Annotated in this window: 12 protein-coding genes; 4 read left to right on the top strand and 8 right to left on the bottom strand. The window is 51.4% G+C overall.

All coding sequences use genetic code 11. From position 1 onward, the window contains the following. The first annotated feature begins 73 nt into the window (after window positions 1–73). Window positions 74–643: a hypothetical protein gene (locus MON40_RS05235; RefSeq protein WP_003779361.1), complete on the top strand. Its 570-nt coding sequence runs from the start codon at window positions 74–76 to the stop codon at window positions 641–643. A gap of 321 nt (window positions 644–964) precedes the next feature. On the opposite strand, the gene ilvC is transcribed toward MON40_RS05235, so the two are convergent. The 8 genes from ilvC to MON40_RS05190 all read right to left on the bottom strand — a co-directional run bounded on the left by ilvC (window position 965) and on the right by MON40_RS05190 (window position 9,050). Next, window positions 965–1,978, bottom strand: a complete 1,014-nt coding sequence (ilvC, locus tag MON40_RS05230) for a ketol-acid reductoisomerase (protein WP_003755457.1) — start codon at window positions 1,976–1,978, stop codon at window positions 965–967. A 73-nt stretch (window positions 1,979–2,051) separates the two neighbouring features. Next, window positions 2,052–2,345, bottom strand: a complete 294-nt coding sequence (locus tag MON40_RS05225) for a putative quinol monooxygenase (protein ID WP_003779360.1) — start codon at window positions 2,343–2,345, stop codon at window positions 2,052–2,054. Between the two features lie 62 nt (window positions 2,346–2,407). Next, complete coding sequence (gene ilvN, locus MON40_RS05220; RefSeq protein ID WP_003766119.1) at window positions 2,408–2,899, bottom strand: acetolactate synthase small subunit; 492 nt, start codon at window positions 2,897–2,899, stop codon at window positions 2,408–2,410. A gap of 11 nt (window positions 2,900–2,910) precedes the next feature. Then, window positions 2,911–4,635: a biosynthetic-type acetolactate synthase large subunit gene (gene ilvB / locus MON40_RS05215; protein WP_003779359.1), complete on the bottom strand. Its 1,725-nt coding sequence runs from the start codon at window positions 4,633–4,635 to the stop codon at window positions 2,911–2,913. Window positions 4,636–5,144: 509 nt separating this feature from the next. After that, window positions 5,145–6,137, bottom strand: coding sequence for a Rieske 2Fe-2S domain-containing protein (locus MON40_RS05205; RefSeq protein ID WP_039863155.1), 993 nt, complete (start codon window positions 6,135–6,137; stop codon window positions 5,145–5,147). A gap of 81 nt (window positions 6,138–6,218) precedes the next feature. Further along, window positions 6,219–6,671 (bottom strand): hypothetical protein, encoded by a 453-nt coding sequence (locus MON40_RS05200; protein ID WP_003779356.1) that lies wholly within the window; start codon window positions 6,669–6,671, stop codon window positions 6,219–6,221. A gap of 185 nt (window positions 6,672–6,856) precedes the next feature. After that, window positions 6,857–7,945 (bottom strand): GNAT family N-acetyltransferase, encoded by a 1,089-nt coding sequence (locus MON40_RS05195; protein ID WP_003779354.1) that lies wholly within the window; start codon window positions 7,943–7,945, stop codon window positions 6,857–6,859. After that, on the bottom strand, window positions 7,935–9,050 hold the full coding sequence (locus MON40_RS05190) for an ATP-grasp domain-containing protein (protein WP_242926017.1): 1,116 nt from the start codon (window positions 9,048–9,050) through the stop codon (window positions 7,935–7,937). Before MON40_RS05190 ends, MON40_RS05195 begins: the two co-directional genes overlap by 11 nt. A gap of 997 nt (window positions 9,051–10,047) precedes the next feature. Between MON40_RS05190 and MON40_RS05185 the strand changes: the two genes are divergently transcribed. From MON40_RS05185 to pgmB, 3 genes are all read left to right on the top strand, one after another. Continuing rightward, a complete protein-coding gene (locus MON40_RS05185; RefSeq protein WP_039863152.1) occupies window positions 10,048–11,400 on the top strand; it encodes an SLC45 family MFS transporter in 1,353 nt (450 codons plus the stop codon). Between the two features lie 122 nt (window positions 11,401–11,522). Next, window positions 11,523–13,781 carry a glycoside hydrolase family 65 protein gene (locus MON40_RS05180; protein WP_003779348.1) on the top strand — a complete coding sequence of 753 codons (2,259 nt, stop codon included), beginning with the start codon at window positions 11,523–11,525 and terminating at the stop codon, window positions 13,779–13,781. 12 nt (window positions 13,782–13,793) lie between these two features. Next, window positions 13,794–14,459: a beta-phosphoglucomutase gene (gene pgmB, locus MON40_RS05175; protein WP_003779347.1), complete on the top strand. Its 666-nt coding sequence runs from the start codon at window positions 13,794–13,796 to the stop codon at window positions 14,457–14,459. The last annotated feature ends 54 nt before the right edge of the window (window positions 14,460–14,513 follow it).

Genomic DNA, 14,513 nt, shown 5'->3' with positions numbered 1-14,513 from the left:
CTTATAATATCCCATCTTTTATGCAGACAATTTTGTTTTATTCTTAAACTCTATTTAATAACAAGGATTTATAATGAAATCTCATTTTTTGATATTTTGCGCATTGCTTACATCTGTCAATATCGCCAAGGCTGATACGATGGAAACCATGCGTATGTACGATAAATCTTTGTCTAAGGTTTTGGTAGAAGCTGCCCGCGATGGCAGTTTTATTGACTTGGATAAAATCGGTCGCAGTATTGACATCCCCGAGTTGGCGCATGAAATCAATCGAACTGCTAACCATACGATAAAAAACGACAAGCAGTTCAACAGCACATACCATGTTAACCAACAACCCCATCAACAATACGGTATCCGCAGTATTTCGTTTGCCGAATGGTCGTCTGAAAAAGGCAAGATGAAGCAGCTTGAATTTGAACTTCACCATAACCGCTGTCCGTTACCACCTACAAACTATGAAGAGTTCGCAGGCAACCCCAGCTTTATCGGCCATTTAGACGGTAAAGACATATCCATTCTTACGTTACCTGCTCCGGCAAAGGCAAAACTGCTTTTTATGAAAAAACGTAAAGACAACTGCGCGGTCATGATTGTTCAAGAATTTGTCACAGCCGATTTCGGACCTGGAATTCATGAATAAAAAAGAACGCTACAAACCACAGATAAAGCTTTGTTGCTATGTTCTTTTGAACTGAGCCACTATATAGTGGATTAACTTTAAACCAGTACGGCGTTGCCTCGCCTTGCCGTACTATCTGTACTGTCTGCGGCTTCGTCGCCTTGTCCTGATTTAAAGTTAATCCACTATAACTTCCAATTCAACCAAAGGTCGTCTGAAATCGTCAATTCGTCTTTCAGACGACCTTTCCTCCACTGGATTTTTGATTTCTCAAAATCTCAACGTAACAAAAAACCTGCCCGAATCGTCGGGCAGGTTTGCTTATGGCTAAACCGAGTCAGATTAGTTTTTGTCCAGGTCGACCAGTTTGTTTTTGGCAATCCAAGGCATCATGGAACGCAATTGCGCACCGACTTTTTCGATTTGGTGGTCAGCAGTCAGGCGGCGGCGTGCGGTCATGCTGGCGTAGTTGACGGCACCTTCTTGGATGAACATTTTGGCGTATTCACCGGTTTGGATGCGTTTGAGGGCGTTGCGCATGGCTTCGCGGGATTTGTCGTTGATGACTTCCACGCCGGTAACGTATTCGCCGTACTCCGCATTGTTGGAAATGGAGTAGTTCATGTTGGCGATGCCGCCTTCGTAAATCAGGTCAACGATAAGCTTCATTTCGTGCAGGCATTCGAAGTATGCCATTTCGGGCGCGTAGCCTGCTTCGGTCAGGGTTTCGAAGCCGGTTTTGATCAGTTCGACCACGCCGCCGCACAATACGGCTTGTTCGCCGAAGAGGTCGGTTTCGGTTTCTTCGCGGAAGTTGGTTTCAATCACGCCGCCTTTGGTGCCGCCGTTAGCTGCTGCGTAAGACAGGGCGATGTCGCGCGCTTTGCCGCTTTTATCTTGGTAAACGGCGATCAGCGAAGGTACGCCGCCGCCTTTCAGGAATTCGCTGCGTACGGTATGGCCGGGGCCTTTGGGGGCGACCATAATCACGTCCAAGTCGGCGCGCGGTACGATTTGGTTGTAGTGTACGTTGAAGCCGTGCGCGAAAGCGAGTACCGCGCCTTGTTTCAGGTTAGGCTCGATTTCGTTTTTGTATACGACGGGTTGGTTTTCGTCGGGCAGCAGAATCATCACTACGTCTGCTTTTTTGGTGGCATCGGCTACGGACAATACTTCGAAGCCGGCTGCTTCTGCTTTTTTCCAAGAGCCGCCTTGGCGCAGGCCGACTACTACGTTTACGCCTGAATCTTTCAGGTTGGCGGCGTGGGCGTGGCCTTGTGAGCCGTAGCCGATGATGGCGACGGTTTTGCCTTTGATCAGGGACAGGTCGGCGTCTTTATCGTAATAAACTTGCATTTGATTTCCTTTGGGTAAAATGGATTCCGGCTTTATGTTGAGGATGCCGGACGGTTGGATTGAGGGTAAAGGGTTAAACGGAGAGTTCTTCCATCAAAACGATTTCGAGCACGTCGGTTTTGCCGTCGATGGCTTTAACGAAACCTTGGAAATGTTCGCTGGCGTTGTGCGCGTCGATGGCTGCTTGGGATTTCCAGTTTTCGACGAAGACGAAACGTTCGGGTTTGCCGATTTCCTGATGCAAATCGTAGCTGATGTTGCCTTCTTCCGCGCGGCTGGCTTTGACCAGGCTTTGGAACAAGGGTTTCAGCGTTTCCGTGTATTCGGGTTTGACGGTAACCAGCGCGACGATTTTAATGTTTGACATCAATCTCTCCTGCCGTTTCTGTTTTCAGACGACCTATCGAGTCGTCTGAAAACCTGACGGCGTTAAATTTTCAAAATACGCTCGCCGCGGCCGATGCCGGCTGCGCCTGTGCGTACGGTTTCCAAAATCTGGGCGCGTCCGACGGTTTCGAGGAAGGAGTCGAGTTTGTCGGTCGAGCCTGTGATTTCGATGGTGTAGCTGCGATCAGTTACGTCGATGATGCTGCCACGGTAGATTTCAGTCAGGCGTAAAAATTCGTCGCGGTCTTTGCCGACGGCGCGGACTTTTACCAGCATCAATTCGCGTTCGACAAAACGGCTTTCGTTCAAATCGACCACTTTGACAACCTCAATCAATTTATTGAGTTGCTTGGTGATTTGTTCGATGACTTGCTCGTCGCCGTGGGTAACGATAGTCATGCGCGAAAGGGTTTTGTCTTCGGTCGGGGCTACTGCCAAGGAGTCGATGTTGTAGTCGCGAGCGGAGAAGAGGCCGACCACGCGGCTCATCGCGCCTGATTCGTTTTCCATCAGAACAGATAAGATATGTCGCATTGTCGTTCTCCTTACGCTTTCGGGTTTTCGCGCATATGCGGCGGCAGGACCATTTCGTCCAAACCTTTGCCGTTGCCGACCATAGGCAGCACGTTTTGTTTTTTATCGGTCAAGAAGTCGATAAATACCAGACGGTCTTTTTGTTTGACCGCTTCCAAAAGCGCGCCTTCAACATCGGATTTTTTGTCCACGCGGATGCCGATGTGTCCGTATGCTTCCGCCAGTTTGACGAAATCGGGCAGGGAATCGAAATAGGTTTCCGATTCACGGTTGCCGTAATACAGCTCCTGCCATTGGCGAACCATGCCGAGGTAGCCGTTGTTGAGGGTAACGACGTTAATCGGGACATGGTATTGGAAGCAGGTGGACAATTCCTGGATGTTCATCTGAATCGAACCTTCGCCCGTAATACAGAATACGTCTTGGTCGGGAGCGGCGAGTTTCGCGCCCAACGCATACGGCAGGCCTACACCCATCGTACCCAAGCCGCCGGAATTGAGCCATTGGCGCGGGCGTTCGAACGGATAATATTGCGCCGCGAACATTTGGTGTTGTCCCACGTCCGAAGTGATGATGGCGGAATTGCCGGTAACTTCGGCAAGTTTCTGCACGACATATTGCGGTTTGATGATTTCGCTGTCGTTGTCAAACCACAGGCAGTTGCGCGAACGCCATTCTTCGATGTTTTTCCACCATTTGTCCAAAGAGTCGGCGGCAGGCGCATCCTGTTTGCCCCACAAGGCAATCATTTCGGACAAGACGTTTTTCACGTCGCCGACAATCGGAATATCGACTTTGACGCGTTTGGCGATGCTGGACGGGTCAACATCAATGTGAATGACTTTTTTGGCTTTTTCAAAGAATTTGGACGGAACGGAGACGACACGGTCGTCAAAACGCGCACCCACTGCCAACACGACATCTGCGTTTTGCATGGCGAGGTTGGCTTCGTAAGTGCCGTGCATACCCAGCATGCCCAAGAATTGGCGGTCGCTTGAAGGGTACGCGCCCAGCCCCATCAGTGTGCCGGTACATGGTGCGCCCGTCATGCGGACAAACTTCGTCAGCTCTTCCGAAGCATTGCCCAATACCACGCCGCCGCCGAAATAAACGATCGGACGTTTGGCGGAAGCCAACATTTGGATGGCTTTTTTAATCTGCCCGATATGGCCTTGTACGACAGGTTGGTAAGAGCGGATAAAGATGTCTTCCTGCGGATAGCTGAATTTCGCCATCGCCTGCGTTACATCTTTGGGAATATCGACTACGACCGGGCCGGGTCGGCCGCTGGCGGCGATTTGGAATGCCTTTTTAATGGTCTCGGCAAGCTCGTTGACGTTGGTTACCAAGAAATTGTGTTTGACGCACGGACGGGTAATGCCGACCGTATCCACCTCTTGAAACGCATCCGTACCGATGAGCGAATTGCCGACCTGTCCGCTGATGACCACCATCGGAATCGAATCGCTGTATGCGGTGGCGATGCCTGTCAGCGCATTGGTCACGCCCGGACCGGAAGTAACCAGCGCGACGCCGACTTTGCCGCTGACGCGCGCATACGCATCTGCCGCGTGTACCGCCGCCTGCTCATGTCGAGTCAGGATGTGCTTGAATTTATTGAGTTGGAAAATAGCGTCGTAGATTTCGATGACTGCGCCGCCCGGATAGCCGAAAACGTACTCTACACCTTCGGCTTTGAGACTTTGCACTATGATTTGTGCACCTGATAATTGCATAATGACCTCTTTTATACGGCTTCAAACCAATAGGGGCAACCCGCCTCGCCACAGCACCTGTAATGCAAGCCCTCCAAGCAGCGGTTTAGGGTACGCGCATTGAAGGAACACGGCGACAGTCAGACTGTCCAATCAATTGGAATGAAACACAGAGTTTATGATTGAAAGAATGTAAACGATAACGCAAACCGCCTGTTCAATCAAGACAAAATCTTTCATCTTTTAACATTATCCGAATACCGAAAAGATTGAGTATTGATTTTTATAAAATAAATATTCAGGTATTCAGAATATATTAATGAAAATTGTTGACAGTTTTTATAGAAGGGGTCGTCTGAAACCCGTTTTATAGTGGATTAAATTTAAATCAGGACAAGGCGACGAAGCCGCAGACAGTACAGATAGTACGACAAGGCGAGGCAACGCCGTACTGGTTTAAAGTTAATCCACTATACACTGTTTTCAGACGACCCTCAGGCTACCACCCTTCTCCTCCGGTTTCGCATTCTCTATAAACTCATTTCTCCCGTTTTGTCTATGCCCTCCGGCATGTTTTCCAAGAAGAGATGCAACAAATGATCAATCACCAAATCATTGGTGGTGCTGCAATAAGGCCTATTCGCATAATGTTCTTTGTGATGATGGTATTGGCTTTTGATAATGGCGGAATCCTGAACCATCAGACGTTCAAGAAACGGGCGGAACAGATGGAATTTGATGGGCAAAGGAAAGCGGCTTTTAGGGAAATGAACTCGGACATTTAAGCCCATACTGCCCTTGCTTTGAGGGATAAAGAAGGCGGAAATCCGATATTCATGACTGTTCGGTGTGAAGTAATCGATACGCACCAAACCCGGGAAAGTGAATGCCGCATCGTTAACGGTAATGCCTTTGTCGAACAGCTTGTTAATCAATCCGTTTTGCTGTTGATTGAGACGATAATGCGTCACGAAACCGCGTTCATGGTGGCTCTGGCTGATCTGCATGCTTTGTTTGCCGTTGTTGCGCAGCAGTTTGGCATGGATATAGCGCGTATGGGTCGGGTCGAGGAAGTTTTCGATGGCGTGGATGAAATCGCCTTCCATATATCGGACGGCGTTGGCGGTTTCAAAACCTTCCGGTGCTTCAAAATCGGCATACGGTTCAAAAGGAATATCAGAAACCAGACAAACCCACACCCAATCGTCGTACTCTCGGCATGGAAACGTAGGAACACTCTCAGCTTCTTCACAAGCACACATCCCGCCGACAACAGTCAAAACTTTGCCTTGCGCGTCAAACTCCCAGCCGTGATAACAACATTGGAGTTTGCCCGAAACGATTTTGCCCGCACTCAGCGGCACATGCCGATGCGGACAGCAATCATCCATACAGGCTGCCTGTCCGTTCAGCCGTACCAACACCAGCTGCTGTCCCAACAATTCGCGATGAACGGGTTTGTCTTTCAGCTGCTTGCTCGGTATCAACGGATACCAAGCGCGTTTCATTTTTTCTATATTCATGGTTTGTGTCGTTTTATTTGATTGTGATGGCAAATCAACTTTTTTATGTTGATACACCTCTTTTGAAACTTACAGCATGGATTAACCTAGGCAGCTCTTACGTTTATAGGGGCGGTAAGCTTTTCCATTAAAGCGGTAACGCGTTTCGGTGCAATATCTTGCATTGCCTTCTGTAACGGCGATATCGCGCAAGCCGTTATGTTGTTGCGGCAAGATATTGATTCCATAGCCTCCGTCTTCCAACAAGACCTTTGATTTGCCGCGTCCGCTGGAGAGGATTTGGAATTCTGTCGATGCGCTGCCGCCCATTGTGCAGACTGCGACGAAATATTTGGCGTCCTTTTTCGGGGAAAGCGAAACAGGTGCAACGGCAAAATCACCGCATTCGTTTTGTATGGATTTGAACGCAGGCTCTACCTTTGCATTTGCGGAATATTGACGGAATGCCGGATTGCCCGATACTTCCAACGATATCGTTTCGGCGGATGCGGCCGCAGTGGCGGCAAGGCAGATGAGTAAAAACGTTTTTTTCATGATGTACTCCGTGTTTTAAGTTCAATATTTATAGTGGATTAACTAAACCAGGATGGCGTTACCTCGCCTTAGCTCAAAGAGAACGATTTTCTAAGGTGCTGAAGCACCAAGTGGATCGGTTCCGTACTATCTGTACTGTCTGCGGCTTCGTCACCTTGTCCTGATTTAGTTAATCCACTATATGTTTACAGTTTGTATTTAATCAGGATTTTTTTGTAATACCCTTGGCTCAATGCGTGTAACAGCTTCCAAATAAGCCGGCGCGCAGGTCGGAGATGGGACGTATAGACCGCCATATATTCGATTTCAGGTACTGCGCCGCGTACCCTTTTGAAATCGGGCGCACCGGAACTGAAATTTAAAGGGACATCCGCTTCGATACAGGTTTGCATGGAACGCATCATGCAGCGGCGGTATAAGGCATCACTTTGCGGCTTGGCATCATCGTAGCCGACGATGGGCGAAGTAGCGGTATTGCTGTCGATGACCACGCCTGATACTCCAGCACTTTCATCGGTTTTGCTGTCACGCAGTAGAAATAAATTCAAGATATCGCGCGATACAGCTTCGCGCATAAATTCAACGGTAAATTGTACGTTTTGCTTGGAATATTTGTTCAGATACAGGCGGTTGTACCAATGCACCGCCGCTTCAAAATCCGCATCAGGGCTGTCGGCACTCAAGCGCTCAAAAACATAACGTCCGTCATTAAATATCTTGCGGTCGCGTTTGGTATTGGTTTTTGCCATGACTGCCTGCCAATCGTCCATAATGTAAACCTGCCGCGTCACAATCATTTTCCAACCGAGCTGTTCCAGCCGTTCAATCAAATCCTTATGTTGGCGCGGATTCAGCGAACGGACGGACAAAGCATGTTTCGGCCATTTTGCGACGGCGGCTTGGGTCAGCTTCGATATTGGGGTCGTCTGAAAAGCCTCAGAGAAGCTATTGGTAGAGAGGCAATAATTGTTCAGCGTCACCATACGGTCGATCTGATTCAGCCGCAGAATGCCGCTTAACGCCGACAACAAACCGGCCGCAAGCATACGCTGTCCACCGGGCAGTTTGACCAACTCGTCCCTCGCATAATCCACGATTGCCGAATGCGGCGACGCGGTATAGCAATTAGGTGTGATCCGGTCGATGACGGTGCAGGGAATATCCAAACCGTCGATATTCAAAACCTCGGCGCGGGCATTCATATTGGCAAACAGGCGTTGCAGCGGAATGTCTCGGAACAATGCCGCAAATTCGTGGGACAGATCAGTTTTCATCGCCGTCAAACTCAATATCGAAAGTGCTGGCGCTGGTTAAAGGCTTATGATGCCGGATACTGCGCCACATCATCTCGCCCAATGCCAGCCATTGCGCATAGAAAGGCAAATCGGCAATCACATCATCGGCTCGGCGGAAGTCCTGCCAAAGCGCCGTCCATTTTCCCTCTTTCCAAGCCCGATAACCGAAAAGCAGCGGCAAGGTCGCGCCGACCCGTAAAGGTTTGGATGGCGCGTTGTGTTCCCGTTGCTGCAAGCGCCCTGCTCCGTCAAATATCAAATCCTCGCGTAAAAGATGCAGACCGCTGGTCGCGCGGGGGTTGCATTCCAACAGCCACAAATCGTTTCCGTCATCGATAAAGTCAAAAGCCGCCTGTCCGTGAAACGCGTTTTGCTCGGCAAATTTCGTCACAAATTCGTCCAAACGCGGGTCGGAAAGTGGCTCGAAATAGGTTGATGCCGAATCGTTGAGCAGGTAGCGCGGGCGGTAGGCGGCATGCGCCAACACGCTGCCGTGTTCGCAAATCACATAATTACACACCCCCTGCCCCGTAATGAAATCCTGCTGCACCCAAGGATAATCCGCACTGATATGGATGTTTTTCAGACGACCTTCCGTTACGCCGCGTATTACGGAACGCCCGAAACGCGAATAAACGGGCTTCAATACCGTTTTCTTTACGCTGTCGTATCCGACCTCACCGACCGATGTAATTCGGCGCGTAGCCGGAAAACGCACCGTCGTATCCTGCGGCATCCGTTCGAAAAAACGGAATTTGTCATGCAGGGTGAACAGCGTTTCATGATCGGGCATCCAACATTTGGCGCGCTCCGATTCCGGCAAATCCAGCCTCGCCAAATAAAAAATATCTTCACAGGTCGGAATCACACAATCCGCCTGCGCCACCAATTCCGTCATAGCACGCGCATAGCCGGCGAAATCCAAACGCGGCGCGGGAATGCGGCGGTACCCGCCCAATCCGGCAAAAATACCGACCGGAAAATGCAGGCTGTCGCAAAACACAACCTGATGTCCGCCGCGTTTGGCGAAGCGCGCCCATTCCAGCGCAACGGGCGCTCGGGGAGAAGTAATGAGGATGTTCAATTTGTATTCCTGAAGCGTTTGGCTTTGCATCGATATAGTGGATTAACTTTAAACCAGTACGGCGTTGCCTCGCCTTAGCTCAAAGAGAACGATTCTCTAAGGTGCTGAAGCACCAAGTGAATCGGTTCCGTACTATCTGTACTGTCTGCGGCTTCGTCGCCTTGTCCTGATTTAAAGTTAATCCACTATAATTTATGTCGTCAGAATGACAGTGTATCACATTGTCAAAAAAGGTCGTCTGAAAACAGGATGAACCGTTTTCAGACGACCTGCATACCTTACCCCAAACTCTCTGCCGCCTTCCCGATATGTCCTACGGAAAATAGGACGAATCAGTAAACAGCTTACAAGCCGTTTCTTTGCTTCTCGACTCAAACTTTGCGGATAGTCAACTATGGTACTGATAGCCACTTGCCAGCATGTATGTTTTAAAACATAATGACCCCGCTTATCTATACCAGATGCTTCACAACAACAATACCATCCCTCAGCAAATCGCGCCCACCCTACTCTTCCGACAACATCCCCTGCGCGTTTTTACTGATGACACGTTACTCAAAACCGTCTGAAAACAAATGTTTGAACGCTACGCTTTCTATCCGTGACAAGCGCGGAAAATGGTTTTATCCGACTGTTATCCAAGTGAGGACGCCTCCTCTTTAATTGAATTCCTTAAACAATTTCTTGCCGCTTCGCAGCCCGATGTCCTCTCCCAAACCGACTTCATCATAACGATGATTATGGTTTAGCCGCTGCCTGCGTTACCGAAATTGCACCGATGGGGCTGAATTGCCCGAACTGTTGATTAAAAAATAGCTTAGTGTGATGTGGACACCAGGTCGTCTGAAACCGTCTTCTGTCTTCATTTTCAGACGACCCTTGACCCGCGCGACTCAACATCATGCGCTGTCACAACACGCCCCTTTTTATCGGTATCCATCGCTCGATGATGTTTACCGAAACCGGTTTTATTACAAAAAAACGAAAGGACTACCTCATGTCGGACAATACGCAACCCACGCGGCAGGGCTTGCCCTCGCTGCCGAAAAGCACGATTTGGATGCTCAGTTTCGGTTTTCTCGGCGTTCAGACGGCTTTTACCCTGCAAAGCTCGCAGATGAGCCGCATCTTCCAGACGCTCGGCGCCGACCCGCACAGCCTCGGCTGGTTCTTTATCCTGCCGCCGTTGGCAGGGATGCTGGTGCAGCCGATTGTCGGTTATTACTCCGACCGCACTTGGAAGCCGCGCTTGGGCGGCCGCCGTCTGCCGTATCTGCTTTACGGCACGCTGATTGCGGTCATCGTGATGATTCTGATGCCGAACTCGGGCAGCTTCGGTTTCGGTTATGCGTCGCTGGCGGCTTTGTCGTTCGGCGCGCTGATGATTGCGCTGTTGGACGTGTCGTCGAATATGGCGATGCAGCCGTTTAAAATGATGGTCGGCGACATGGTCAATGAGGAGCAAAAAAGCTACGCCTACGGGATTCAGAGCTTCTTGGCGAATACGGGCGCGGTTTTGGCGGCGATTCTGCCGTTTGTGTTTGCGTATATCGGTTTGGCGAATACTGCCGAGAAAGGCGTCGTGCCGCAGACCGTGGTCGTGGCGTTTTATGTGGGCGCAGCGTTGCTGGTGATTACCAGCGCGTTCACGATTTTCAAAGTGAAGGAATACGATCCGGAGACCTACGCCCGCTACCACGGCATCGACGTGGCGGCGAATCAGGAAAAAGCCAACTGGTTCGAACTCTTGAAAACCGCGCCTAAGGCGTTTTGGACGGTCACTCTGGTGCAGTTTTTCTGCTGGTTCGCCTTCCAATATATGTGGATTTATTCCACAGGCGCGATCGCGGAAAACGTCTGGCACGCGACCAATGCGTCTTCCGTAGGCTATCAGGAAGCGGGCAACTGGTATGGTGTATTGGCGGCAGTGCAGTCGGTTGCGGCGGTGATTTGTTCGTTTGTATTGGCGAAAATCCCCAACCGATACCATAAGGCGGGTTATTTCAGCTGCCTGGCTTTGGGCGCGCTCGGCTTTTTCTCCGTTTGCTACATCAGTAATCAATACGCGCTGGTGTTGTCTTACACCTTAATCGGCATCGCTTGGGCGGGCATCATCACTTATCCGCTGACGATTGTGACCAACGCCTTGTCGGGCAAACACATGGGCACTTACTTGGGCTTGTTCAACGGCTCCATCTGTATGCCCCAAATCGTCGCTTCGCTGTCGACCGTCAAATTGTTCCCGATGCTGGGCGAGTTGCAGGCCAATATGTTCTTGGTAGGGGGCGTCGCCCTGCTGCTGGGCGCGTTTTCCGTGTTCCTGATTAAAGAGACACACGGCGGCGCATAATTTTCTTCATTTATCGGCAGGAGGGTCGTCTGAAACTTCTGCCGACGCTTTATTTGATTTAAATAAGACGAACCGTATTTCAAAACGGTTTGCCATAAAACCATCAAAACAGGAGCTTTACGATGTATACAAGAATCATGGAAGTCAGCCCTTGGACGCTGCGTTCGGCAAAACTGGAAAAAGAACACAAACGGCTGCAAGAGAGCCTGACCAGCTTGGGCAACGGCTATATGGGTATGCGCGGCAGCTTTGAGGAAACCTACTCTGCCGACAGCCACTTGGGCACCTACATCGCCGGCGTGTGGTTCCCCGACAAAACCCGCGTCGGCTGGTGGAAAAACGGCTATCCCAAATATTTCGGCAAAGCCATCAACGCGCTCAATTTCAGCAAAGTCAAAATCTTTGTCGACGGGCAGGAAGTGGATTTGGCGAAAAACGACGTTGCCGGCTTCTCCGTCGAACTCGATATGCAGCACGGCGTGTTGCGCCGCTCGTTCACCATATTCGGCGTGCGTTTCGATGTGTGCAAATTCCTGTCCGTCGCGCAAAAAGAGCTGGCTCTTATCCGCTGGGAAGCCGTATCTGTTGACGGCAAAACCCACCAAGTCCGCATCGATTCCATCATCGACGCCGACGTGAAAAACGAAGACTCCAACTACGAAGAAAAATTCTGGCAGGTATTGGACAAAGGCGTTTCAGACGACCGCTCCTACATTGCCACCCAAACCGTCGCCAATCCCTTCGGCGTGGAACAATTTATCGTCAACGCCGAGCAAACCTTCGCCGGCAGCTTCAAAGCCCTCGGCGGCAGCCAAACCGACTGGCAGGTCTCCAATTCTTTCGAAGCCGAAGTCGGCGGCACGCCCGAAACCTTCGAAAAACGCGTGATTGTTACCACCAGCCGCGATTATCAGGGCTTGGAAGCGGTGAAAGCCGCAGGCCGCGCCTTGTCGGAAAAAATTGCAGGCGTTGCGTTTGAAACCTTGCTGGACGCGCACAAAGCAGGCTGGCTGCACCGTTGGGAAATCGCCGACGTGGTTATTGAAGGCAGCGACGAAGCGCAACAAGGCATCCGCTTCAACCTGTTCCAACTGTTCTCCACCTACTACGGCGAAGACGCGCGCCTGAACATCGGCCCGAAAGGCTTTACCGGCGAAAAATACGGCGGCGCGACCTATTGGGACACCGAAGCCTACGCCGTGCCGCTCTACCTCGCACTGGCGGAACCGGAAGTTACCCGCAACCTGCTGCAATACCGCCGCAACCAACTGCCGCAGGCGCAGCACAACGCGCGCGAACAGGGCTTGGCGGGCGCACTCTATCCGATGGTAACGTTTACGGGCATCGAGTGCCACAACGAATGGGAAATCACCTTCGAGGAAATCCACCGCAACGGCGCGATTCCTTACGCCATCTACAACTACACCAACTACACCGGCGACGAAAGCTATCTTGCCAAAGAAGGCTTGGAAGTCTTGGTCGAAGTGTCCCGCTTCTGGGCGGACCGCGTCCACTTCTCCAAACGCAACGGCAAATACATGATTCACGGCGTAACCGGCCCGAACGAATACGAAAACAACATCAACAACAACTGGTACACCAACACCCTCGCCGCATGGGTATTGGACTACACCCGCGAAGCCTTGGCGAAATACCCGCGTCCGGATTTGAACGTGAGTGCCGCCGAGTTGGAAAAATGGGCGGACATCAGCGCGAATATGTACCGTCCGCATGACGGAGAACTCGGCGTATTCGTGCAGCACGACGGCTTCCTCGACAAAGACATCCGCCCCGTGTCCGCGCTTTCGCCCGACGATTTGCCGCTCAACCAGAAATGGTCGTGGGACAAAATCCTGCGTTCGCCCTTCATCAAACAGGCGGACGTATTGCAAGGCATCTACTTCTTCGGCGACCGTTTCAATATCGACGAAAAACGCCGCAACTTCGACTTCTACGAACCGATGACCGTGCATGAAAGTTCGTTGTCACCGTGTATCCACGCCATCCTTGCCGCCGAACTGGGCAAAGAAGAAAAAGCCGTGGAAATGTACCAGCGCACCGCCCGACTGGACTTGGACAACTACAACAACGACACCGAAGACGGCCTGCACATCACCTCCATGACCGGCTCGTGGCTCGCCATTGTTCAAGGTTTCGCCCAAATGAAAACCTGGGGCGGCAAACTCAGCTTCGCCCCGTTCCTGCCGAGTGCGTGGACAGGCTACGCCTTCCACATCAACTACCGCGGACGTCTGATTAAAGTCGCCGTCGGCAAAGAAAACGTCGTCTTCACCCTGCTCAAAGGCGAACCGCTCGATTTGCAGGTGTACGGCAAAGACATCACGCTCAACGGCAGCCACACCGCCGCGTTAAACAAATAAGGAGGATGCAAAATGACTTTCACCGCAGTGCTCTTTGACCTCGACGGCGTCATCACCGACACCGCCGAATACCACTACCGCGCATGGAAAAAGCTCGCCGAAGAACTGGGCATCAGCATCGACCGCAAGTTTAACGAGCAGCTCAAAGGCGTGTCGCGCGACGATTCGCTCAAACGCATCCTCGCGCACGGCGGCAAAACCGTCGGCGAAGCCGAGTTCGCCGAACTGACCCGCCGCAAAAACGACAACTACGTCGAGATGATTCAGGCAGTCAAACCCGAAGACGTGTACCCCGGCATTTTGCCGCTGCTGGAAGCATTGAGGGCAAACGGCAAAAAAATCGCCCTTGCGTCCGCCAGTAAAAACGGCCCGTTCCTGCTGGAACGCATGGGGCTGACCCACTTCTTCGACGCCGTCGCCGACCCTGCCGCCGTCGCGCATTCCAAACCCGCCCCCGACATCTTCCTCGCTGCCGCCGAAGGCGTGGGCGCGGACATCCGCCGCTGCATCGGCATTGAAGACGCCGCCGCCGGCGTCGCCGCCATCAAAGCCTCAGGCGCCTTGCCCATCGGCGTGGGCAAAGCCGAAGACTTGGGCAGCGACATCGCGCTGGTGTCCGGCACCGCCGAGCTGACCTACGCCTACCTGCAAAACGTGTGGACACAGTCGGGCAGGTAAAGCGCGTCAGGTAAAGTGTTAAGGAAGTAAAAAGGTCGTCTGAAAACAGGATAA

This window comes from Neisseria macacae ATCC 33926 (genome assembly GCF_022749495.1).
Taxonomy (GTDB): Bacteria; Pseudomonadota; Gammaproteobacteria; order Burkholderiales; family Neisseriaceae; genus Neisseria; species Neisseria macacae.
This window is presented reverse-complemented; position numbering and strand designations above follow the sequence as displayed.